Origin of the sequence: Georgenia sp. Z1491, assembly GCF_049856175.1 — a bacterium.
Classification (GTDB): Bacteria; Actinomycetota; Actinomycetes; order Actinomycetales; family Actinomycetaceae; genus JB111.
This window is the reverse complement of record NZ_JBNDNA010000001.1, coordinates 182,561-203,129: the sequence shown is the minus strand read 5'-3', so window position 1 is coordinate 203,129 and position 20,569 is coordinate 182,561. Positions and strand designations below refer to the sequence as shown.

28 protein-coding genes are annotated in these 20,569 nt (G+C 73.8%); 11 read left to right on the top strand and 17 right to left on the bottom strand.

The window, feature by feature from the left end; all coding sequences use genetic code 11:
- The first annotated feature begins 22 nt into the window (after positions 1-22).
- On the top strand, positions 23-1,030 hold the full coding sequence (locus ACPYO4_RS01020; RefSeq protein ID WP_425707336.1) for an aldo/keto reductase family protein: 1,008 nt from the start codon (positions 23-25) through the stop codon (positions 1,028-1,030).
- 12 nt (positions 1,031-1,042) lie between these two features.
- Here ACPYO4_RS01020 and ACPYO4_RS01015 read toward each other — a convergent pair whose 3' ends face one another.
- Both ACPYO4_RS01015 and ACPYO4_RS01010 read right to left on the bottom strand, forming a co-directional pair.
- Entirely contained in the window at positions 1,043-1,294 is a 252-nt protein-coding gene (locus ACPYO4_RS01015) for a helix-turn-helix domain-containing protein (protein WP_425707335.1), read from the bottom strand.
- Complete coding sequence (locus ACPYO4_RS01010) at positions 1,294-1,782, bottom strand: DUF2975 domain-containing protein (protein ID WP_425707334.1); 489 nt, start codon at positions 1,780-1,782, stop codon at positions 1,294-1,296. The genes ACPYO4_RS01015 and ACPYO4_RS01010 overlap by 1 nt, the downstream gene beginning before the upstream one ends.
- Before the next feature lie 126 nt (positions 1,783-1,908).
- On the opposite strand from ACPYO4_RS01010, the gene ectA reads away from it, so the two are divergent.
- The 4 genes from ectA to ACPYO4_RS00990 all read left to right on the top strand — a co-directional run bounded on the left by ectA (position 1,909) and on the right by ACPYO4_RS00990 (position 5,260).
- Positions 1,909-2,436 (top strand): diaminobutyrate acetyltransferase, encoded by a 528-nt coding sequence (ectA, locus tag ACPYO4_RS01005; RefSeq protein ID WP_425707333.1) that lies wholly within the window; start codon positions 1,909-1,911, stop codon positions 2,434-2,436.
- Positions 2,437-2,588: 152 nt separating this feature from the next.
- Positions 2,589-3,845, top strand: coding sequence for a diaminobutyrate--2-oxoglutarate transaminase (ectB, locus tag ACPYO4_RS01000; protein WP_425707332.1), 1,257 nt, complete (start codon positions 2,589-2,591; stop codon positions 3,843-3,845).
- 54 nt (positions 3,846-3,899) lie between these two features.
- The gene (locus ACPYO4_RS00995) at positions 3,900-4,295 is read left to right on the top strand and encodes an ectoine synthase (RefSeq protein ID WP_425707331.1); all 396 of its coding nucleotides are present in this window, start codon (positions 3,900-3,902) and stop codon (positions 4,293-4,295) included.
- 170 nt (positions 4,296-4,465) lie between these two features.
- Positions 4,466-5,260, top strand: a complete 795-nt coding sequence (locus tag ACPYO4_RS00990; protein ID WP_425707330.1) for a methyltransferase domain-containing protein — start codon at positions 4,466-4,468, stop codon at positions 5,258-5,260.
- Between the two features lie 37 nt (positions 5,261-5,297).
- Here the strand turns inward: ACPYO4_RS00990 and ACPYO4_RS00985 are convergent, their stop codons facing one another.
- From ACPYO4_RS00985 to ACPYO4_RS00970, 4 genes are all read right to left on the bottom strand, one after another.
- A complete protein-coding gene (locus tag ACPYO4_RS00985; RefSeq protein ID WP_425707329.1) occupies positions 5,298-5,657 on the bottom strand; it encodes a GNAT family N-acetyltransferase in 360 nt (119 codons plus the stop codon).
- Between the two features lie 90 nt (positions 5,658-5,747).
- A complete protein-coding gene (locus tag ACPYO4_RS00980) occupies positions 5,748-6,086 on the bottom strand; it encodes a GNAT family N-acetyltransferase (RefSeq protein ID WP_425707328.1) in 339 nt (112 codons plus the stop codon).
- Positions 6,083-6,628, bottom strand: a complete 546-nt coding sequence (locus tag ACPYO4_RS00975) for a carboxymuconolactone decarboxylase family protein (RefSeq protein ID WP_425707327.1) — start codon at positions 6,626-6,628, stop codon at positions 6,083-6,085. The genes ACPYO4_RS00980 and ACPYO4_RS00975 overlap by 4 nt, the downstream gene beginning before the upstream one ends.
- On the bottom strand, positions 6,625-7,674 hold the full coding sequence (locus tag ACPYO4_RS00970; RefSeq protein ID WP_425707326.1) for a pirin family protein: 1,050 nt from the start codon (positions 7,672-7,674) through the stop codon (positions 6,625-6,627). Before ACPYO4_RS00970 ends, ACPYO4_RS00975 begins: the two co-directional genes overlap by 4 nt.
- A gap of 120 nt (positions 7,675-7,794) precedes the next feature.
- Between ACPYO4_RS00970 and ACPYO4_RS00965 the strand changes: the two genes are divergently transcribed.
- Positions 7,795-9,330 (top strand): DHA2 family efflux MFS transporter permease subunit, encoded by a 1,536-nt coding sequence (locus tag ACPYO4_RS00965; protein WP_425707325.1) that lies wholly within the window; start codon positions 7,795-7,797, stop codon positions 9,328-9,330.
- 58 nt (positions 9,331-9,388) lie between these two features.
- On the opposite strand, the gene ACPYO4_RS00960 is transcribed toward ACPYO4_RS00965, so the two are convergent.
- Positions 9,389-10,066, bottom strand: coding sequence for a GNAT family N-acetyltransferase (locus ACPYO4_RS00960; RefSeq protein ID WP_425707324.1), 678 nt, complete (start codon positions 10,064-10,066; stop codon positions 9,389-9,391).
- Positions 10,067-10,140: 74 nt separating this feature from the next.
- Here ACPYO4_RS00960 and ACPYO4_RS00955 point away from each other — a divergent pair, with 74 nt between their 5' ends.
- Genes ACPYO4_RS00955 through ACPYO4_RS00945 form a run of 3 tightly spaced genes read left to right on the top strand, consistent with a single transcriptional unit; the run spans position 10,141 to position 12,619 of the window.
- Positions 10,141-10,764: a CDP-alcohol phosphatidyltransferase family protein gene (locus ACPYO4_RS00955; RefSeq protein ID WP_425707323.1), complete on the top strand. Its 624-nt coding sequence runs from the start codon at positions 10,141-10,143 to the stop codon at positions 10,762-10,764.
- A complete protein-coding gene (locus ACPYO4_RS00950; protein WP_425707322.1) occupies positions 10,761-11,834 on the top strand; it encodes a hypothetical protein in 1,074 nt (357 codons plus the stop codon). The genes ACPYO4_RS00955 and ACPYO4_RS00950 overlap by 4 nt, the downstream gene beginning before the upstream one ends.
- A gap of 56 nt (positions 11,835-11,890) precedes the next feature.
- Positions 11,891-12,619, top strand: a complete 729-nt coding sequence (locus ACPYO4_RS00945; protein ID WP_425707321.1) for a hypothetical protein — start codon at positions 11,891-11,893, stop codon at positions 12,617-12,619.
- A 3-nt stretch (positions 12,620-12,622) separates the two neighbouring features.
- Here the strand turns inward: ACPYO4_RS00945 and ACPYO4_RS00940 are convergent, their stop codons facing one another.
- The 3 genes from ACPYO4_RS00940 to ACPYO4_RS00930 all read right to left on the bottom strand — a co-directional run bounded on the left by ACPYO4_RS00940 (position 12,623) and on the right by ACPYO4_RS00930 (position 13,951).
- Positions 12,623-12,802 carry a hypothetical protein gene (locus ACPYO4_RS00940; protein ID WP_425707320.1) on the bottom strand — a complete coding sequence of 60 codons (180 nt, stop codon included), beginning with the start codon at positions 12,800-12,802 and terminating at the stop codon, positions 12,623-12,625.
- Entirely contained in the window at positions 12,799-13,494 is a 696-nt protein-coding gene (locus tag ACPYO4_RS00935) for a DsbA family oxidoreductase (protein ID WP_425707319.1), read from the bottom strand. The genes ACPYO4_RS00940 and ACPYO4_RS00935 overlap by 4 nt, the downstream gene beginning before the upstream one ends.
- 118 nt (positions 13,495-13,612) lie before the next feature.
- A complete protein-coding gene (locus tag ACPYO4_RS00930; RefSeq protein WP_425707318.1) occupies positions 13,613-13,951 on the bottom strand; it encodes a hypothetical protein in 339 nt (112 codons plus the stop codon).
- A 225-nt stretch (positions 13,952-14,176) separates the two neighbouring features.
- On the opposite strand from ACPYO4_RS00930, the gene ACPYO4_RS00925 reads away from it, so the two are divergent.
- A complete protein-coding gene (locus tag ACPYO4_RS00925) occupies positions 14,177-14,707 on the top strand; it encodes a MarR family winged helix-turn-helix transcriptional regulator (RefSeq protein WP_425707317.1) in 531 nt (176 codons plus the stop codon).
- A gap of 65 nt (positions 14,708-14,772) precedes the next feature.
- Here the strand turns inward: ACPYO4_RS00925 and ACPYO4_RS00920 are convergent, their stop codons facing one another.
- The 5 genes from ACPYO4_RS00920 to ACPYO4_RS00900 all read right to left on the bottom strand — a co-directional run bounded on the left by ACPYO4_RS00920 (position 14,773) and on the right by ACPYO4_RS00900 (position 17,888).
- Positions 14,773-15,357, bottom strand: coding sequence for a dihydrofolate reductase family protein (locus ACPYO4_RS00920; protein ID WP_425707316.1), 585 nt, complete (start codon positions 15,355-15,357; stop codon positions 14,773-14,775).
- A 44-nt stretch (positions 15,358-15,401) separates the two neighbouring features.
- Positions 15,402-16,001: a hypothetical protein gene (locus tag ACPYO4_RS00915; RefSeq protein WP_425707315.1), complete on the bottom strand. Its 600-nt coding sequence runs from the start codon at positions 15,999-16,001 to the stop codon at positions 15,402-15,404.
- 110 nt (positions 16,002-16,111) lie between these two features.
- Positions 16,112-16,600 carry an SRPBCC family protein gene (locus tag ACPYO4_RS00910; RefSeq protein WP_425707314.1) on the bottom strand — a complete coding sequence of 163 codons (489 nt, stop codon included), beginning with the start codon at positions 16,598-16,600 and terminating at the stop codon, positions 16,112-16,114.
- Position 16,601: 1 nt separating this feature from the next.
- Complete coding sequence (locus ACPYO4_RS00905) at positions 16,602-16,946, bottom strand: ArsR/SmtB family transcription factor (protein ID WP_425707624.1); 345 nt, start codon at positions 16,944-16,946, stop codon at positions 16,602-16,604.
- Between the two features lie 96 nt (positions 16,947-17,042).
- Positions 17,043-17,888, bottom strand: a complete 846-nt coding sequence (locus ACPYO4_RS00900; protein WP_425707313.1) for an FUSC family protein — start codon at positions 17,886-17,888, stop codon at positions 17,043-17,045.
- Between the two features lie 756 nt (positions 17,889-18,644).
- Here ACPYO4_RS00900 and ACPYO4_RS00895 point away from each other — a divergent pair.
- A complete protein-coding gene (locus tag ACPYO4_RS00895) occupies positions 18,645-19,826 on the top strand; it encodes a serine hydrolase domain-containing protein (RefSeq protein WP_425707312.1) in 1,182 nt (393 codons plus the stop codon).
- 44 nt (positions 19,827-19,870) lie between these two features.
- Here the strand turns inward: ACPYO4_RS00895 and ACPYO4_RS00890 are convergent, their stop codons facing one another.
- Positions 19,871-20,257 (bottom strand): type II toxin-antitoxin system VapC family toxin, encoded by a 387-nt coding sequence (locus tag ACPYO4_RS00890; RefSeq protein ID WP_425707311.1) that lies wholly within the window; start codon positions 20,255-20,257, stop codon positions 19,871-19,873.
- Complete coding sequence (locus ACPYO4_RS00885; protein ID WP_425707310.1) at positions 20,254-20,529, bottom strand: type II toxin-antitoxin system VapB family antitoxin; 276 nt, start codon at positions 20,527-20,529, stop codon at positions 20,254-20,256. The genes ACPYO4_RS00890 and ACPYO4_RS00885 overlap by 4 nt, the downstream gene beginning before the upstream one ends.
- Between the last annotated feature and the right edge of the window lie 40 nt (positions 20,530-20,569).

The window sequence follows — 20,569 nt, the reverse complement described above, 5'->3', positions numbered from 1 at the left end:
CGCAGCCGCATACGCTCGACCCATGGAGCACCGCTACCTCGGCCGATCCGGCCTGAAGATCTCCGAGATCACCTACGGCAACTGGCTCACCCACGGCTCGCAGGTCGAGAACGACGTGGCCACCGCCTGCGTCCGCGCCGCGCTGGACGCAGGCATCACGAGCTTCGACACCTCCGACAGCTACGCGAACACCGCGGCGGAGTCGGTCCTGGGCGACGCCCTGGCCGGGGAGCGGCGCGAGTCGCTGGAGATCTTCACCAAGGTCTACAACGCCACCGGCCCCAAGGGGCCCAACGACTCCGGGCTGTCCCGCAAGCACATCATGGAGTCGATCGACGCCTCGCTGCGGCGCCTGCGCACCGACCACGTCGACCTCTACCAGGCGCACCGCTTCGACGTGGAGACGCCGCTCGAGGAGACGATGCAGGCGTTCGCCGACGTCGTGCGGCAGGGCAAGGCTCTCTACATCGGTGTCAGCGAGTGGACGGCCGAGCAGATCCGCGACGGCGTCTCGCTGGCCCACCAGCTCGGCTTCCAGCTCATCTCCTCGCAGCCCGAGTACTCGATGCTCTGGCGGGTCATCGAGGGCGAGGTCGTTCCCACGTCTGCGGAGCTCGGCGTCTCGCAGATCGTGTGGAGCCCGATGGCCCAGGGCGTCCTGTCGGGCAAGTACCTGCCCGACGCCGACGCGCCGGCGGGCTCCCGCGCGGCGCACGAGTCGACGAGGAACGCCATCTCGCGGTGGATGACCCCCGAGCTGCTCGGCCGCGTCCAGGAGCTGCGCCCGGTCGCCGACGCGGTCGGACTGACGATGTCGCAGCTGGCGCTGGCCTGGGTCCTGCAGAACGAGAACGTGGCGGCCGCGATCGTCGGCGCCTCCCGGCCCGAGCAGGTCACGGAGAACGTCCGCGCGTCCGGCGTGCGGCTCGAGCCGGAGCACATGGCTCGCATCGACGAGGCGCTCGGCGACGTCGTCGAGCGGGACCCCGCACGGACCGCCGAGAGGATGCCGGCCCAGCGGCCCAGCTGAGCCGGGTGTTCGTCAGGCGGGCTCGTCGGGCCCAGCCGAGCCGCTGGGCTCGCCGGGCTCGTCGGGCACGTGCTCGAGGATGTCTCCCGGCTGGCACTCGAGCACCCGGCAGATGGCCTCGAGGGTGCTGAACCGGATCGCCCGCGCCCGCCCGTTCTTCAGCACCGCGACGTTCGCGGGCGTGAGCCCGACGAGGTCCGCGAACTCACCCACGCCGAGCTTGCGGCGCGCGAGCTCGACGTCGAGGCGCACGACGATCGCCATCAGATCACCTCGGCGAGCTCTGCCCGGTAGTCCGAGGCCTGCCTGAGCAGGCCGCGCATGACGACCATGAGCAGGACCGGGAGCGCGGAGAGCACGACCACGCCGGTCATCAGCATCGGGAACCCCGGGTCGCGCTCGGGACCGAGATAGACGAGCACGCAGAGGTAGAGCGCGAGCGAGGCGACGAGCACCCATGCCACCGCGAGCGCGACGACGACGGCATCGACCCAGCGGCGGGACTCGTGGCCGAAGATCTGGTCCCGGCGGACGAGCGTGAGCAGTCGCCAGATGCACACGACGACGACCTGGATGCACACCAGGACGACGACGGCGACCACCTGTGCGGGGATCCGCACGTGCGCGTCCTCCGGGCCCGCGTCGTGCGCGAACCAGCCCGGCAGGGAGAACACCTGGAGGACGGTGAGCCAGACGGTGGCGGCGACGAGGCCGACCCGGAGGAGGGTGACGATCCACGGGGTGCGCAGCATGCACCGAGTATCGATCGCGATCTATCGATAAGCAATATTTCTGGGGCGCGGATCCGATCGAACGTGGGGCACCTCTCACCACAGCACGGCATAACGTCATCAGGATCGATATCGTGGAGGTCCCTTATGAGGCCATCGACATCGACGATCGACATCCCACCCTCGACGGGGCCCGTCGAGATTCTCCGCCCGGCCCGCGCGCACGGCGCAGGCATGTGGCGCGTGGCGCGCGACTCCGGCGCCCTCGAGCTCAACACCTCCTACGCGTACCTGCTCTGGGCGCGCGACTTCGCTGCGACCACCCGCGTGGCCGTCACCGGTGGTGACGTGGCCGGATTCGTGTCCGGCTACCTCCGTCCGGACGCGCCGGAGCGGCTCTTCGTCTGGCAGGTCGCCGTGGACGAGCGTCTGCGCGGGCAGGGCGTCGCCGCGAGGCTCCTCGACGACCTGCTCGCCGGGAACCCCGGGGTCACGACCCTCGAGACCACCATCACCGAGGACAACGCCGCCTCCCGGCGCCTGTTCGCCTCCTTCGCGGAGCGGCACGGCGCGGGCCTGGCCACCGAGCCGGGCTTCGAGGCCGGCGACTTCCCCGACGGGCACGACGCCGAGGTGCTCCACGTGATCACCCCGCTGCACCCCGCCGAGAGCTGATCCCTCCCCACTCCCCCGCCGAGGGCCGCCGCGCACGCGTCGACGACCACCGGCACCCCGCGTCCGAGCGCGTCCGACGCGCGAGCACGACCGCACCGCCTGCACGCCCACCAGATGTACTCGACACCGACACAGGAGCGATGATGACGACCATGACGCCCCCCACCACCGAGCTCGAGTCCGAGGTCCGCAGCTACTCCCGCAGCTGGCCGACGACGTTCACGACGGCGACCGGCAGCACGATGACCGACGACACGGGCCGCGAGTACCTCGACTTCTTCGCCGGCGCCGGCGCCCTCAACTACGGGCACAACAACCCCGCGCTCAAGCAGGTGCTCATCGACCACCTCACCGCGGACAAGGTCGTCCACGGTCTGGACATGTTCACCGACGTGCGCAACGACTTCCTGCAGACGTTCCACGACAAGATCCTCGAGCCGCGCGGCCTGGACCACCGGCTCGTCTTCCCCGGCCCGGGCGGGGCCAACGCGGTCGAGGCGGCGCTCAAGCTCGCCCGCAAGGTCACCGGACGGGAGTCGGTCGTCAACTTCACCAACGGCTTCCACGGCATGACGCTCGGCGCCCTGTCGGTCACCGGCAACTCGATGAAGCGCGGCGGCGCGGGTATCCCCCTCGTCCACGCCACCCCGATGCCGTACGACGACTACTTCGACGACGAGTACCCCGACTTCCTCTACTTCGAGCGCCTGCTCCAGGACCTCGGCAGCGGGCTCAACGAGCCGGCCGCCGTCATCGTCGAGAGCGTCCAGGGCGAGGGCGGCATGAACGCCGCGCGCGCCGAGTGGCTCCGCAAGCTCGCCGACCTGTGCAAGGAGCACGGCATCCTGCTCATCCTCGACGACATCCAGATGGGCTGCGGTCGCACCGGCGGCTTCTTCAGCTTCGAGGAGGCCGGGATCGTCCCGGACATCATCACCCTGTCGAAGTCGATCAGCGGCTACGGCCTGCCGATGGCGCTCACGCTCATCCGTCCCGAGCTCGACATCTGGGAGCCCGGCGAGCACAACGGCACCTTCCGCGGCATCGGCCCGGCCTTCGCCACCGCCACCAAGGCCATCGAGGAGTACTGGAGCGACGACACCCTCGAGAAGGCCACGACGGCCAAGGGCATGTACATGGAGAGCCGCCTCAACCAGATCGCCGCCAAGCACGAGGCCCACGGCCTCACGCCGAAGGGCCGCGGCCTGGCGCGCGGCCTGCAGTTCGCCGACGCCGACAAGGCCGGCGAGGCGTGCACCCTGGCGTTCGAGCGCGGCCTGCTCGTCGAGACCTCGGGCCCGCTCAGCGAGGTCATGAAGTTCCTGCCCGCCCTGACGATCACCGAGGACGAGCTCGCCCGCGGCCTCGACATCATCGAGTCGGCCGTGGACTCCGTCCTCTCCGCCTGATCGCGGCGCCCGGCGCGCCACCGTCCATCTGACATCTGCTCACGGGAGGTCCCCATGCTCGTCCGCACGCTCGACCAGATCACCGACACCGACGCCGACATCAAGACGCCGAACTGGCGCAGCAAGCGCATCATCCTCGCCAAGGAGGGGGTCGGCTTCTCGGTGCACGAGACCACGCTGTACGCGGGGACCGTCAACGAGTTCTGGTACGCGAACCACATCGAGGCCGTGTTCATCACCTCCGGCGAGGGCGAGATCGAGGACCTCGCCACGGGTGAGGTCCACCAGCTCGCACCGGGCTCGCTCTACCTGCTCAACGACCACGACAAGCACATCGTGCGCCCGCGCACGGAGATGAAGACCGTGTGCGTGTTCAACCCGCCGGTCACCGGACGCGAGGTCCACGACGAGCACGGCGTCTACCCCCTGATCGTCGAGGACGCCGGCTGACCGAGCCGCACCCGTAGCAGCGCCGACGCCGGTCCCACCGCACGGTGGGGCCGGCGTCGGCGTGTCCGCCCCCGCGCGCCAGCACGCCGCGCGCCCACCCACCGCGCGATTTATCTTGACGTCGAGATAGTTGTGGTGGTGTGCTGACGGTCCACCGACCGGAGGCACCGATGACGCACACCTGGGACCCCGAGCTCTACGACGTCTACGCCGACGAACGGTCCCGGCCGTTCGTCGACCTCCTCGCGCGCGTGCGCACGGCCGGCCCGGACGCCGAGGTGCGCTCCGTCGTCGACCTGGGGTGCGGCCCCGGCGAGCTGACGCACGGGCTCACACGTCGATGGCCGTCCGCACAGGTGGTGGGGGTGGACTCGAGCGCGGCCATGCTCGTCACGGCCGCGCGCCACGCGGGCCCCGCGCTGCGCTTCGAGCAGGCCGACCTGCGCGACTGGCTCGCGACCGCCGACCCGGTCGACGTCCTCGTCTCCAACGCCACCCTCCAGTGGGTCCCGGACCACCTCGACCTGCTGCCGAGCCTGGTCGCGGCCGTCCGGCCCGGCGGGTGCCTGGCCTTCCAGGTGCCCGCCAACCTCGACACCGCGATGCACACGATCAGGCGCGAGCTGGCCGCACGGGTGCCCTACGCGGAGCACACGGCCGGCATAGCCGGCCCTGCGTCCCGCGAGCCGGTCGAGTACCTGCGGGCACTGACGGACCTGGGTTGCGTCGTCGACGCGTGGTCGACCACCTACCTGCACGTGCTCACCGGCGAGGACCCGGTGCTGACCTGGGCGAGCGGGACCGGGGCGCGACCCACGCTGCAGGCGCTCCCTCAGCCGCTGCGCGACAGGTTCGTGGGTGAGTACCGCGAGCGCCTGCGCCAGGCCTACCCGCCCACCGACATCGGCGTGGTCATGCCTTTTCGTCGGGCCTTCGTCGTCGCGCACCGGCCCACCGGGTCGTGACCGCCCCGATCCCGTCCGGCGGACCGGGTCACGGCTCTCAGGCGAGACGTGCCTCGTCCTCGACGTCGAAGAACTCGCCCCGGATCGCCCGGGGGACGAGGTCGAGACGGCGCTCCCGCTCGGCGTCGATGATCCCGCGGACGACCGGGCAGTACGGGAGCACACGCAGATCGCGCGCACGGACGTCGTCCAGCGCCCCGTCGACGAGCAGCTCCGTCAGGCCCGGGGTCTCGCGGTCCGGGTGCACCTCGGTGCGGACCATCGCCATCATGCGGCCGTGGAGGTGGTAGTCGATCCGGCCGATCCGCACGTGGCTGACCTCGACCACGTACCTGCCGTGGTCCGGGTCGTCCCGCACGGTCGGCACCTGGCCGGCCACCAGCACGTGGTTCGTCATCGCTGACCCCTTCCCTCGCCCACCTCGACCGTAGCGGACATCACACCCCACCGCGACGGCCCCCACGGCGCCGGGGCGGTCCGCCCGCGGCTACCCGAGGTCGAACTCCCCGCGCCGGTCCTCGGGCACGAGGTCGATGTACTCGGCGCGGTTCTCGTCGATCAGCTTCTTCACGTACGGGCAGTACGGCAGCACGCCGGCGCCGCGGGATCGCAGGTCGGCGAGCACCTCGTCGACGAGCCTGCGCGCGAGACCCGGGACCGACCGGGCCTGGTCGACCTCGGTGTGCGTGAGCGCGACGTCCGTGCCGCGCACCCGGTAGTCGATCCGGCCCAGCACGTCGCCGTCGACCTCGATGACGTACCTGTGGTTGTCGGCGTCGTTGCGGATCGTGGGCACCTGCCCGTCCACCAGCACCTCGTCGCTCATCGCTCGCTCCTCTCGTCGGTCCTGCGGTCGGTCCCGCCGTTCCTCGCCGGTCCGGCGGCCGCCTCGTCACGCGGTGGCAGCGCGTCGTGGCCGGACATGACGGAGATCCGGTTGAACGCCCCGATCGTGATCGCCACCCAGACGATCGCCGCGACCTGCTCCTCGGTGAGGCCCCCGCGACGGCCGGCGCCCCCGGTCGCCGCGAGCGCCGCGCCGTGCGGGAGGGCGGTCGTCAGCTCGGCGATCTCGAGCGCGGCCCGCTCGACGCGCGTGAAGACCGAGGCCTCCCGCCAGGTGGTCAGCAGGTCGAGGCGGTGCTGAGTCACGCCTGCCCGCCTCGCCCTGGGGACATGCACGCTCAGGCAGCGCGCGCACCCGTTGATCTGCGAGACCCGGACGTCGACCAGCTCGACGACGTCGGAGCCGATCCCGGCCGCCTCCGCCGCCTCCCGGGCGGCCGTCGCCAGCCCGTTGGCGGCGCGGTACGCCGGGCGGTGCGCCTCCGTGATGTCGACGGCCGCCGGGATCTCGGGCACGGTCATCGCTCCTCGCCCTCGTACGTCGCGACGACGTCCGTCACGGCGTTCGGGTTCCGCCGCGGCCGGAGCCGGACGTGCGGGAGGTCGGGCGCCGGCAGCCAGGCGCGTTCGCCCACGTACCCCTCGACGCGGCCGAAGCGCTCGCTCCCGGCGTACGCGCCCGCGGGGTCGCCGCCGGCGTTCCAGGCGTCGCGGGCCGCGACGACCTCCTCGTGGTCGGACCCGATGAAGTTCCACCACATGACGATCTCCTCGCGGAACGGCTCGCCGCCCAGGAGGATGACGCGCGCCGGGCCCTCCCCCGTGCTCGCGATCCGCAGCGTCTCGCCGCACGGCGCCCGGAAGGCCAGCTCCGCCCGGTCGATCGCCACGTCGTCGACCTCGACCGTGCCGGTGTCCAGCAGGACCCCGTGCTCGAAGTCCGGCCGGACCGGGAGATCGACGACGCCGCCCGGCTCGAGCGTGATCTCGGCGCCGAGCAGCGGGGTGGCGGTGCCGACCGGCGAGGTCTCGCCCAGCAGCTCGCCGATGAACACGGACGCCGTCCCCGCGCCGCCGGGCAGCTCCACGGGCGCCGGGGCGTGGTGCTGGAAGCCGCGCGGCCCGCCCCGCGCCTCGCGCGGCAGGACGAGCCACAGCTGCACGCCGTGCAGGACCGTGGTCTGCGGGGTCGACACCTCGGAGTGGCAGATCCCCACGCCGGAGGACATGAGGTTGAGCTCGCCGGGCCGCACCATGGCGTGGACGCCGGCCGAGTCGCGGTGCTCGACCTCCCCGGTGAACAACCACGACACGGTCTGCAGGCCGGTGTGCGGGTGGGGGGCGACGTCCATGCCGCCGGTGGCGGCCACGTCGTCGGGGCCGTAGTGGTCGGCGAAGCACCAGGCGCCGACGAAGCTGCGCTCCCGGCTGGGCAGCGTGCGCCGGACGGGCATCGCGCGCGGCCCGCCGAGCGGGACCACGCGCGAGGTGACGACCTCGATGCCCGGCCCGTCCTCGTCCGGGCAGGACAGCACCATCTCCGCCGGTCGGGTCTCCAGGTTGCTCACGGCGCGCCTCCCGTCCCGCCGCGACGGCGGGTCGCCGCGGTGTCTGTCGTGGTGACCATCGTGGACGCCGGGCGATGGCCCGGCAACCGTCCCGGTCGGCACCCGGCCTACGCTCGGCCGGTGACCCGACCGACCGGGACGCGCGACGGCGCCGTGTCCGACCTCCCCGACGATCCGCCCTGGAAGGCCCTGTGGGCCCTCGTGCTCGGGTTCTTCATGATCCTCGTCGACACGACGATCGTGTCCGTGGCGACGCCCGCGCTCGTGGAGGCGTTCGACTCCGACGTCACCACCGTCATGTGGGTGACGAGCGCCTACCTGCTCGCCTACGCGGTCCCGCTGCTGGTCACCGGGCGGCTCGGCGACCTGGTCGGGCCCAAGAACGTCTACATGACCGGGCTCGCGGTCTTCACCGGCGCCTCGCTGTGGTGCGCGCTGGCCGGCACGGTCGAGATGCTCGTGGCGGCGCGGGTCGCGCAGGGGCTCGGCGCGGCCCTGATGACGCCGCAGACGATGACCGTCGTCACCCGCACGTTCGCGCCCGAGGTCCGCGGCGTCGCGATGTCGCTGTGGGGCGCGACGGCGGGCGTGGCCATGCTCGTGGGGCCGGTGCTCGGCGGGGTCCTGCTCGACACGGCCGGCTGGCGATGGATCTTCCTCATCAACGTACCGGTCGGCCTCGTCGGGCTCGTTCTCGCCGCTCGGCTCGTGCCCCGGCTGCGACCGCACGCCCGCACGTTCGACCCGATCGGCGTCGCCCTGTCGGCGCTCGGGACGTTCTGCGCGGTGTTCGCCATCCAGGAGGGCGAGCGCTTCGGGTGGGGGCAGGTGTGGGGGTGGGTGTCGATCCCGCTGCTGCTCGGCGTCGGCGTCGCGGTCCTCCTCGCGTTCGTCGCGTGGCAGGCATGGGGCGCCTCCGCACCGCTCGTCCCGCTGGGGCTGTTCCGGGACCGGAACTTCACGGCGTCGTCGATCGGGGTCTCGGCCATCGGGTTCTCGATGTCCTCGGCGATGTTCCCGCTCGTCATCTACGCGCAGACGGTGCGCGGCTGGTCCCCGACGGAGTCCGCCCTGCTGCTCGTCCCCCAGGCACTGGTGTCGATCCTGCTCGCCCGGTGGGTGGGCCGGCGCATCAACCTCGTGCAGAACCGGCTGCTGGCCGGTCCGGGCTTCGTCCTCGTCGCCTGCTCGCTCGTGGCGTTCTGGTTCGTCATGGGTCCGACGACGCCGGTCTGGCTCCTGGTGGTCCCGTCGTTCCTGTACGGACTGGGGTCGGTCCACGTGTGGGGGCCGATGTCGACGTCGGCGACGCGCCGGCTCCCGCTCCAGCGGGCGGGGGCGGGCTCCGGCGTCTACAACACGATGCGTCAGGTCGGCTCCGTGCTCGGCAGCGCGGGGATCGCCTGGGCCATGGACTGGCGGGTCTCGGTCCACCTGCCGGGCGGGCTCGACCGGACGACCGACGGCACCCTCACCGGCGCCTCCGCCGACGCGTACACCCGCGCCCTGGGGGAGGCGATGCTGCTGCCCGCCGCCGTGTCCGTGGTCGGGATGGTCGCCGCCTTCCTGCTCGTCGGCCCGGACAGCGCGGGGCGCGGCCTGCTCGGCCGGGGCGCCGGCGCGGCGTCCGGGCCGAGACAGCGCGGGGCGAGGTAGCGCGGGCCGGGGCGCGCCGCCGGGTCAGGCCGCCGCGTCAGACGAACGAGCCGCCGGGTCAGACCGACGGGACCGATCTCCGTGCAGCCGGGGCCTCGACGACGAACAGCTCGCACTCCGTGTCGTAGTAGGCCGTCGTCCGGCCCGCGTGCCGCATGCCGATCCGCCGTGCCACGGCCTGCGAGGCCACGTTGTCGGGGTGGGTCACCGCGAGCACCCTCTCGACCCCGTGGGACCAGGCGTGGGCGAGCACCGCCCGGGCGGCCTCGGTCGCATAGCCGCGCCCCCACCGGTCCGGGTGCAGGTGCCAGCCGATCTCGAGATCCCCCGAGGGAGGCCGGGACCCGTCCGGCGAGCTGGCGGGCAGGTCGACGAGCAGGACGTCACCGACGACCACGGGGCGTGACTCCTCACCCGCGCCCGAGGAGTCGGTGCCGCCGGCCCGCACCGCCGGGTCGGAGCGCCCTGCCGGGTCGGTGGGGGCGGCCGGGTCGGTGGGGGCGGCCGGGTCGGTGACGAGCCAGATCCCGCGCGGTCCCCCGCGCGCGGCTCGCACCTCCCAGCGCGCCAGGCGCTCGAGCGCGTCGGCACGCGTGGCGAGCTCGGTCCCCGGCCCGCCGGACCACCGGACGGTCTCCGGGCGCGAGTAGAGGGCCAGCACGTCGTCCGCGTCCGCGGCCTCCCACGCCCGCAGCACGAGCCGATCGGTGGCGAGGGTGGGTGGCGAGTCGCTCATCCGGTCACGGTAGGCGGCGCGGTCAACGTGAAATCCCCTCTCACCCCCGCGCGCGCCCCGCGTAGGCTCGGGACATGCCAACCGATCCGACGCCGGACGGCCGTGCTCGTCAGGCGTCGGGCCGGCCGGACTGGGCGACGATCCCCAACGTCGTCACGCTCCTGCGCTTCCTCCTGCTGGGCCCCGCCTGCTGGGTGATCGTCGACGACCCCGAGGGGAGCTGGCTGCCGCCGGTCCTCGTGGGGGTGTGGGCCGTGACGGACTGGGTGGACGGCCTTCTCGCCCGGGCGCTGAACCAGCAGTCGCGCACCGGCGAGATCCTCGACCCCGTGGCGGACCGCATCGGTATCGCGCTCGTCGTCGTCGCCCTCGGCCTGGCGGACGCCCTGCGCTGGGAGCCCGTCGCCGTCATCGTGCTCGTCGACCTCCTCGTGGTCCTCCTTGCCGGCCGCGCCGCCCAGGAGGGCCGCATGCGCGTCACCCACGTGGGCAAGGCCCGCACCGCGGTGCTCTTCTTCGGCATCTGCGCCATCGTCCTCGGCATCTCGGTATGGCCGCAGGTGCTCGACGTCGGTCGCGTGCTCGTCTGGGTCGGCGCCGCGCTGCACATCTACTCCGCGACCCTCTACATCCGGGCGGCCCGGCTGGGGACCGGCCCCGCCGTGCGCCGACCGACGGACGGCGAAGGGCAGGCGTGACCGGCCCGGGCGCGCCCGGCGGTGCCCCCGGGGACGAGAGGTACCCGGGGCGAGCCCCCGGCGCTCAAGGCCGCGCTCCCGGCGGCGTCGACGACCTACGGGCCGGCGAGCTGGCGATGGCCTCCGCCGAGCGCATGCGCCTCGTGCCCAGCGGTGGGGGCGACCGGCCCGACGCCGTGCGACTCACCTGGCGGCGCGGCACCGAGCACGCCACCACCGAGCCGCTCGTCCTCGACGAGCTGCCCGAGGCGGCGCACGCCACCCTCGCGAAGGTCGGGCTCGATCCGCACGGGACGGAGCGCCTCCGACGCCGGGGCCTGTCCCTCTCGCGCGAGGACCTGCAGGTCCTCGTCAACGGGCCGGACGCGCTCGCCGGGCCGGTGGGGATCTTCCTGCTCGACGTCGGCCGCCGCGAGCACGCGGCCCGCGCGGCCGAGGAGGAGGTGGCCGCGCACGAGGCAGCCGCACGGCAGTCGAACGCCCCGGCCCCGGAGGGTGCCGATCGTCGACGCGCCGGGCCCGGGCGCCGCTCCGCCCGCCTCGGTCCGCTGGACCGGCTCCCCGGCCTGACCGGGCTCGTCGCCGTCGGCCTGCTCGTGGGGATGATGTTCACCGGGCCGGGCACGACGGCGACCGCGGTGCTCGCCGGCTGTCTCGGCCTCGCGGTGGTGGTGACCGCGGTGCTGGCCTGGCTCGGGATGCGCTCGCGGTGGCGCGCCCTCGCGGCGGCCCAGCTGCGCACCCCGAACCGCGCCGTGGTCGAGGCGGCCTCCGCCGCGGCGAGCCGGTACCGGATCGGCGGCCGGCTCCAGGTGGGGATCTACGGGGCCGTCGGGGCGTTCCTCCTGTTCGCGCTCACGCAGGACCGGTCCGGATGGTGGGTGCTGCTGCCCTCGGCGGTGCTTCTCGTCGTCGGGGCCGTCGTCATCGGTCTCGCCGTGCGTCGCGACGGGCAGATTCACGACCGCGAGCGCGGCGAGGTCGAGCGCAGGGGCGTCCGCGGGGCACCCGGTGGGGTCCAGCTCGAGGTGCGTGAGCGGATCGAACCCGACCTGCGGCACCTCCCGTAGCGCGTTCCGCGGGCGATCCGGCCGAGACTCCCGCCGGGACCTGGAAGACTTCCGCCATGGCGAGATCGACGAACCGGGGCTCGGCCCGCGCGCTGCCCCACCCGGTGGCGGCGGCGCTGCGCCAGCTCCTCGCGGCGGCCGTTGTGTCGGCGCTGCTCGCGATCCTGCTCGTCGTCGGCATCACGATGGGCGTGCGCCGCACCTTCTCAGTGGACCCCGGCGACCTGCCGTCGGTCGCGCTCTGGGTCGGCGGCGTGCTCGGTGCCCTCGTGCTGCTCGTCGCGGCCGTCGGGATCTACCGCTCCGCGCGGCTGCACCTCTACCTGCGCCGGCGCGTACGGCCGCCGCGGCGCGAGGGGGCGACGCGCCGGCCCAGGCCCCACATGACCGAGCGCCTGCTGAACGAGATCGACGCGTCGGACCTGGGGACGGGCGACGCGCGGTTCCGCATGGTCGTCGTCGACCGCGGCTCGTTCGCCGTGGCCTACATGACGCCCGACTACCGGATCGAGGCGACGCCGCCGATCGCGCCGCTCCGTCTCGGCGACGAGGGCAGGACCGCGCTCGGGCACGTCGGCTGGTTGGAGCCGGAACGGCGCACGATCGGGGCCGACGGCGACTGGCGGTACTCCGGCACCGAGTACACCGGTCCGGGCGCCGGCCTCGCCGACAACCCCGGGATCCCGCTCGACGCCGGCAGGATGGCGGTCCTCGTCACCAGCGGGGACGAGCAGCTCGCCGGGCCCGTCCGGGACCTGCTCGCCCGGGCGCGCGGAGGGCGCTGAGCCTCAGCAGCCCGCGGGGCCGCAGGCAGGTCCCGTGCCGAGATCGACGCCGGGCAGGTCGAGTCCCGCGAGCGGCATCAGCAGGGTCGGCCGGGCGGTCGGCGGAACCTCGGACGTCGGTGCGTCGGCGGCAACCCCGTCCACGGCGGGTGCGTCGGCGGCGCGGATGTCGTGGGCGCTCATGCGCCGACCCGGGCCGTCCCGGTCTGCCGGCGCTCGGCGGCGACCTGGGCGAGGGCCTGAGCGAACGCCGCGGACTCCTGTGCGCCGGAGATGCCGTACCGCTCGTCCAGGACGAAGAACGGCACTCCCTGGATCCCGTAGGCGCGAGCCTGGGCGATGTCCTGCTGGACGTCGTCGGCCCAGCGGTCCGCGCGCAGGTCGGTGGCGACCTGCTCGGCGTCGAGCCCGATCTCGGCGGCCAGCCCCGCGAGGACGTCGACGTCGGAGAGGTTCTTCCCCTCGACGAAGTAGGCCCGCAGGAGGCGCTCCTTGGCCTCGGCCTGCCGGCCGTGGGCCCTGGCGTGGTGGATGACCTGGTGCGCGCGCAGCGTGTTGACGTGCTGCACGGCGTCGAAGTCGTAGTCGAGGCCGACCGATCCGGCGATCCCGGTGACGCGGTCGAGCATCTCCTCGACCTGGTCGGCCGGCATGCCCTTGCGCTCGGCGAGGAACTCGACGGTCGAGCCCGCGAAGTCGACCGGCGTGTCCGGGGAGAGCTCGAACGAGTGGTACGTGACCTCGACCGCGGGGGCGTCGGGGTGCTCCTCGCGGAACGTCGCGAGGCCTGCCTCGAACTTGCGCTTGCCGATGTAGCACCAGGGGCAGGCGATGTCCGACCAGACGTCGACGGCGATGGGGGTCTCGGTGGTCACGTTGCTCCTCGGGGTGGGGGTCCTGCGAGGTGCAAGGCGCGCCGCGGCCCGGACATTCCCGGGGCGCGGCGCGGGGGGTACGGGGGGTACGGGGACTCGGCGCGCAGGCGCGGGGGCGTCAGCCGATCCCGACGGCGATCCCGACGGCGGCGGCGATCCCGGTGACGATCGCGCCGACGGCGACGGCACGGTCGGCGCCGGACACCGCCTCGGTGTCACGACGCCGGGCGAGGTCGAGGACGGCCACGCGCCCCGGGGGGATGCTGTGGCGATCGGGCCGGGTGGCCGGGTCCGCGGGCGTCGTGGGGGCGACGATGTCGAGGGCGGTCACGCGTCCGGGGGCGATGGCGTAGCGGTCGATCCGGGCGTCCATCTCGGCGCGGGTCGCGGGACCGGTGAGCCCGGCGTCGCGGCTGCGGACGGCACGGGTGTCGCCGGTGAGGGGGGTGGCGGTCATGCTGGTCTCTCTTCTCGGCGCTGGACGGGCGCCGCTCCTGGCCGCGCCTCACGCGCGGCCGCGTCGTCAGGGCCGTCGATGCACCGGTGAGGCACGGCGCCGTCTCCCCCGCCCGCACGTGAACGAGAGGACCACACCGTTCGACGCCGAACGCTTCGACGTAAAAGAGTCTAGCGGGACGCGGTTCGCTCGTCAAACTTTTCGAGATTGAACTATTGTTGGTCGATGCGTGACCGAGTGAGCGACTACCTCGAGCAGTGGCGCGAGCAGCGCCCCGAGCTCCCGCGGGCCCCGATGAGCGTGACGGGCCGGGTCTCGCGCGCCTCCGACCTCATCGGGCAGGGGATGCGCGGGTTCTTCGCCGAGCACGACCTCCAGCCGGGCGAGCACGACGTGCTCGCGGCCCTGCGGCGCGCCGGAGCGCCGTACACGTTGACGCCCGGTGCCCTCACCGCCTCCATGATGGTGACGGCGGCGGCCATGACGAACCGGCTCGGCCGCCTCGAGGACAAGGGGCTCGTCGCCCGCACCACGGACCCGAACAACCGGCGAAGCGTCCTCGTCAGCCTCACCGACGACGGCCTGTCGGTGATCGAGCACGTGGCCCCCCTGCACGCCGCGGCGGAGGGGGAGCTGCTCGGCGCCCTGGACGACACGGAGCTGGCAGAGCTCGCCGGCCTGCTCGAGAAGCTCCTCGCCGGACTGGGGGACGCGTCGCAGCGCGAGGACGGTGCGGGGGACGCCCGGGACCGCTGAGCGGCCCGACCGCAGACTCCGCCGGTGCGCCGGCCGCTCGCCGGCTACGGCACCGGGCCGACCGGCTACGGCACCGGGCCGTCCGGCGTCGGGGCGTCCACCCAGACCGGGTCGCCCGGCCCGAGGACGTCGTACACGACCGAGACGAAGTCACCGGTCCGCACGACGGAGCGCAGGCCGAGCGCCAGCCGGCGCGGGAGCAGCGGCCGACCGGCGCCGAGGGTCGCGGCGGCGACCGAGAGCCGCAGCTCGTCGAGGAGACCGGCGTCGGCCAGCTGACCGGCGAGGTCGCCCCCGCCGACGACCCAGACGTCCTTTCCCCGCGCGGCGCTGACGAGATCGCGGTGGATCTGCCGCACGTCGCCGCGGGCGAACCGCACGTCCGCCCCGGCCGGCGCCGTGAGATCCGCGTGCGTGGCGACGACGGTCGGGAGGTCGTACGGCCAGGCCGCGCCGTCGCCGAGCTCGCGCAGCACCCACTCGTAGGTGGTGCGTCCCATGAGGATCGCTCCGACGTCGCCGACGAAGTCCTCGTAGTCCGACGTCACCGCCGGGTCCTGCCGCTGCGCGAACAGCCACGCGAGCGAGTCGTCCTCGTCCGCGAGGTAGCCGTCCAGCGTCGTCGCCGTGTAGTAGATCGTGCGCGTCATGCCGTGAGGGTGGCACCGACCGCCGACACCGGTCGCGGACCCGGTCAGGGATCGACGCGGTCGAGGATCTCGCGCAGCCCCTCGGTCGTGGCGCCGAGCTCGTCGACCGGCTCCTCCAGCAGGCGGTCGGCCGAGGCCCGGTCGACGTGACCGTCCGTACCGGTGCCGCCCTCCAGGTGGAAGCGGATCTCGTCGAGGTCGGCGATCGTCGCGAGCAGCAGCACGCCGCGCTCCTCCACCGTGTCCGGCCACCGCGCGGCGGACGGCGCGGGCTCGTCCCAGCCGATCTCGAGCACGACCGGAGAGGCCCCGGGGTCGACGGATACGCTGTACTCGCCCAGGTCGTCCAGGCCGACCGCGTCGAGGAGGGCGCGGAGCGCGCCGGCGTCCTCGACGGTGTCCGTGCGGGCGGCGTCGAGCGCCTCGAGGTCGACCGGTGCGCTCGCGTCCGCGCCGGGGTCCCCGGCGTCACCGTCCGTGCCGGACGCCGCGGCGCCGGTCGCGGGCTCGCTGGTGGAGGTCGGCTCCTGCGGCCAGGCCACGACCATCGACGGGACGGATCGCTGGTCCCCCGAGCAGCCCGAGGCACCGAGGGCGACGAGCAGGCATCCGACGGCGGCGGCCGACCTGGTCGGAACGATCATCTCCTCATGCTGGCACGCGACGCCCGCGCGCACAGATCGCCCCGGCGCGTCGCGGTGGACCGGGGCGGAGGCGCTCCGCGCCGGCCCCCGCCCCGGTCGCCGTGCGTCGATCAGTGGGCCGCGAGGAACCCGTCGATCTGGTTCATCGCGTCCCGCGTGCCCTCCTCGACCCCCATCTCGACGACCGTGCGGATCCCCTCCTCCGACTCGAAGGTCGAGGTCGCGACGAGTGTCGTCCCCTCGCCGTCGGGCCCGAACCGGTACACGTTGTGCGAGACGGGCATGGTCGTCGTCGGGTTGAGGTCGGCGTCGGCGAACCCGTCGTCGAACTCCAGGGTGTGCGGCTCGTCCACGGCGGTGATCTGCCACCAGCCGCCGTAGCGCTCGCCGTCGGGCCCGGTCATGTAGTAGCTGCTGCGTCCGCCCACCCGGACGTCGTGCTCGACGAACGTGGCCGGGTAGCCGGGCGGGCCCCAGACCTGCTCGAGCTGGCGCGGATCCGTGTACAGCGCCCAGATCCGCTCGACGGGCGCGTCGAACCGCGCCGTGATGGTGATGGTCCTGCCGGGAACGTCGGTGGTGAAGTCGATGACGGGCATGTCAGTCCTCCTCGGGTGTCAGCTCGCGCGCGAGCAGCGCGTCGATCCGTTCGACGCGGCCCCTCCAGACGCCCTCCAGCTCGCCGAGCAGGGAGGCCACCGAACGGACCGCCGAGACGTCCCCCGAGGCCAGCTGCTCGCGACCGCTGCGCCGCTTGGTGAGCAGGCCGGCCGTCTCGAGGACGCGGACGTGCTTCTGCACCGCGGCGAAGCTCATGTCGTAGCTCGCCGCGAGCGCCGAGACCGAGTGCTCCCCGGCCAGGACCCGGCGCAGGATGTCTCGCCGGGTCCGGTCGGCGAGGGCGTGGAACAGGGCGTCCGCCCGGTCCTCGTCCCCCGCCTCGATCACACCACCAACGTACAACCATCGGGTTGTATGTTGCAAGGGGGACGGCTCCGCCTCGCCGGATGTACGCCGGTCGCGCTCCGACCGCGCGCCCGCTCACGCGCCGGTCAGGGCAGCCTCGACGGCGCGCAGCTCCGCGGTGAGCTCCGCCGCGGGCCGCCGCTCGGTCACCCGTCGGCCGAGCGTGAGCGCCAGGCGCTCGCGCGCGCGGACGAACCGCTCCCGGCGCCCCCACAGGTGCTGGTGCCACGCGGCACCGAGGACGAGGTAGCCCACGTCGGACAGGACGCGCTCCATGTCCCGGAAGGGCGCGACCTGACGCGGAGCGTCGGCGAGCGCCCGCCGCGCGACGGTGTCCGACTCGAGGAGCTCGACGTAGAGGTGCTGCCTGCGCCGGACGACGTCGGGCGTGTCGTCCTCGCCCGCGACGAGGTCGGCGAGCACGGCGTCGAGGGCGATCGCCACGCGGCAGGCGTGCGCGCGCAGGACGACCTCCTTCCCGCCCAGGCCGCTGAGGACGAGCACGAGAACCGCCGTGCCGACGCCGATGACCGTGTCAAGGGCGCGGTCCCCGACCACCGTCTCCGTGCTCATGCCGGTCACCGTCACCGAGATGGTCATCGCCAGCGGCGTGATGACGGCGACCGCGAGCATGTAGTTCCGGGTCACGAGCAGCTCGACCGTGCCCTGCAGGAGGATGACCGTGGCCACGAGCCACCACGACCGCGGGTCGGCAGCGAGCACGACGGCGAAGACCCCGAGCCCGAGCGCGGTGCCCAGCACCCGCTGCAGCGCCTTGGTGGCCTGGGCGTAGCGCGTGCCGCCCGTCTGCACGACGAGGGCGGCGAACACCACCGCCCAGTAGACGTGGTCGTTGCCGATGAGGGTGGCGATCGTGCCTGCGACGCCGGTGGCGAGCAGCACGCGCAGGGCCACGAGCATGCTCTCCGAGGGCCACCAGGCGGCCTGCCGCAGGAGGTTCCGGCGCCCGGCCGACCGAGCGAGGAGTAGCGGACCTGGGTGCGCTCGATGTGCCGCTGCTCGGCGTCCGACCGCCCGAGGTCGGCGCCGGCGAGCTCCGTGGTGTCCCGGGCGGGCTCGTCGGCGCGGTCCACCGCGTTCTCCCACGGTCGCGGGTCGACGCCGGTCAGCCGCCCGGACACGTGGGCCGACGTCGCGGCGTAGCGCTCGTGGACCAGCTGGAGGCGCGACTCGAAGCCTGCGGCGGACCCGCCGTCGGTGACGGCGGTCCAGGCGGCGTGCAGCGCGGTCGACGCCTCGGGACGCAGCCGGTCCAGGTCCCCCGGGTCACCGGACCGGGCGGCCTGCTCGAAGCGCGCGACGGTGCGCTCGGCGTGGGCGACGGCCGCCTCCTCGATGCCGTGCCGGCGCAGCCAGATGTCGGAGGTGCCGACGACGACGGCACTCACGGCTCCTACCGCAGCCGCCGAGAGGATGAGCCACGGGTCGGTGCCACCGGTCGCGCCGAGGCTCGCGAGGAAACCCACCGATGTCTGGTCGAACGCGGTCGCCACCACCAGCGGCAGACCGATCGCCACGGGCGCCCGCAGGGCGACGGCGAGCCTCGGCGGGCTCGGCGCAATCGTCACCAGGCTGCGCAGATCGACGGACGACGGGGCCCTCACGCCCCCGATGGTAGGTCCACGCGTCGGGCCCGCCGCCGCTAGTGTCGCGGGCATGGCGACGAGGCACGACGTCCGGGCGGCCGCGGTCGCGCAGGTCATGCGCGCCCACGCTGAGGAAGGTCCCGCGCCCGGCGCCGTGTGGGGCATCGCCTCCGGGCCGCGGCACGGCCGACGCGTGACCGTGGCGGCCGCCGGCGGTCTCGCCGAGGACGCCCTGGTGCGCGTGGCGTCGCTGACCAAGCCCGCGACGTCCGCGCTGGTGCTCGCCCTGACCGAGGACGAGGTCCTCTCCCTCGAGGACCCGCTGTCCCGGTGGGTGCCGGCGTGGCGCGACCGCGCCGTGCTGCGCGAGCGCCACGGGGGGCTCGACGACACGGTCCCGGCCGCGCGCGAGCTCACGGTGCGGGACCTGCTGCTCATGGGGCTCGGTCTCGGCTACGACCTCGACGCCGCCGCGGACGAGCCGCTGACCGCTGCGTCGCAGGACGGCGGGATCCTCTCGGGCTGGACCGGTCCGGCGATCGCACCCGAGGAGTGGTCCGAGCAGGTCGCCGGGCTGCCGATGGCGCACCAGCCCGGGCAGGGGTGGCTGTACCAGTCGTCGTTCGACGCGCTGACGGTGATCGTCGAGGCAGCCACCGGCCGAGGGTTCGACGACATCCTGCGCGACCGGCTGCTCGCACCCCTGGGCATGACGGAGACGGGGTACACGGTGCCGGCCGCGGCGCTGCACCGCGTGCCGGCGTTCGCGTGGGTCGGCGAGGACGGCACCTCCTCCGAGCTCGCGCCCGCCGCGGCCCCGGCGTTGACCCGGCGGCCCGTCTTCTGCTCGGGCGCCGCCGGTCTGGTCTCCACTGCGGCGGACCTCCTGCGGCTCGGCCAGATGCTCCTCGACGAGGGCCTGGCGCCGCCCGAGAAGCAGCACGGTGCGGATGCGGGAGCGCGCCTGCTCGGCGCCGACTCGGTGCGCGCGATGCGGACCGACTCCCTGACCGACGCCACGCGGCCCTGGGCCGAGGGGTTCCTCGAGACCGGCTGGGCCTGGGGCCTCGGCGTCGGCATCGACGACCAGGGCGGGTTCGGCTGGGACGGCGGGACCGGCACGAGCCTGTGGGTCTACCCGGAGCGGGACGTCACCGCCGTGCTGCTCACCTGGCGGGGCATGGGCTCGTCCGACCGACCCGCGTACATGGCCGACTTCTGGGACGCGGTGCTCGCCGAGCCCTGGGGCTGAGCGCGCGCCCGACGTCATCCGCGGGCCCGCCGACCCGGGCGCGGTCACATCGCGGAGGCGATGTCCGTCGCGGAGAAGTAGTCACCGACGTACAGCAAGGGCTCCCCGGAGGTCGCCGCGAGCGCGTACGAGAAGCAGTCACCCAGGTTGAGCATCGCCTGCGATCCCGACCCTCGTCCGAACCGCCGGTAGGCGAGCCGGGCCACCTGGGCGTCCCGCACGCTGAGCGGGACGAGCTCGATCCCGAGGGCGTCGACGAGGTCGTCGAGTCGCTCCCCGCCCCCCGGAGCACGCTGGTCCGCCACGACGGACGCCTCGAGCCAGGTGGCTGTCGACATCCGGCAGCTGCCGTCGACAGCCACCTGGGCGACCTGCTCCCAGCCCGGCTCGCCGCGGAGGACGGCGATGAGCGCCGACGAGTCGACGATCACCGCGGCAGTCCCGTGACCTCGTCGTACAGGTCGTCGACCTCGGTCACGCGTCCCTCCCGAGCCGGCGCCACCGGGAGCTCGGCGTACTCGGCGACGATCGACCGGACCCGACGCATGCGCTCCTGCGCGCGAGCGCGGGCCGGGTCCTCGCCGTGCGCGGTCAACAGGCGTTCGAGCGCCTCCTCGATCGCGCTCGTCTGCGTCTTGCCCGTCACGCGCGCCGCCTCGCGTGCGAGCGCGTGCACCCGCTCGTTCTTGATGTTGAGCCCCATGGGTAGAATCTACCTCTCCCGCCATCTACCCGTCTACCCT